Source organism: Methyloparacoccus murrellii (genome assembly GCF_054657115.1).
Genome location: NZ_BAAHXD010000140.1, coordinates 1 through 303, shown reverse-complemented (window position 1 = coordinate 303; position 303 = coordinate 1). Strand labels below are relative to the sequence as shown.

At 38.0% G+C, this 303-nt stretch carries 1 protein-coding gene; it reads right to left on the bottom strand.

Translation table 11 applies throughout. The annotated features are described in order from the left end of the window. Nucleotides 1–303, bottom strand: a 303-nt coding sequence (locus ACYQ1H_RS15640; protein WP_460028962.1) for an acyltransferase family protein, incomplete at both ends; no start/stop codon positions are given.

The window sequence follows — 303 nt, the reverse complement described above, 5'->3', positions numbered from 1 at the left end:
CTAGCAAAGTCAATTTTCGAAGTAAAGTATCCGATACAAATGAAAAAAAGCGCACCCACAAAGGAAGCTAGAAACACAAATTTTCTATTAAACTTTCCCTTAGTCCTGAAAGGCAGCTCAATGAATTTCCAACTAAGGTAGGCAATTGTTAGCACGAAGCCCACTAACAATAAGATTAAAAAATGATCTAACTCCTTAGACCAATGCCTGGCAAACGCCAAAACGGGCTGATGCCAAAGATATGCGCTATAGCTTATCAAGCCGATACCAACAAACGCTTTATTACCTAAAAATTTACCTACA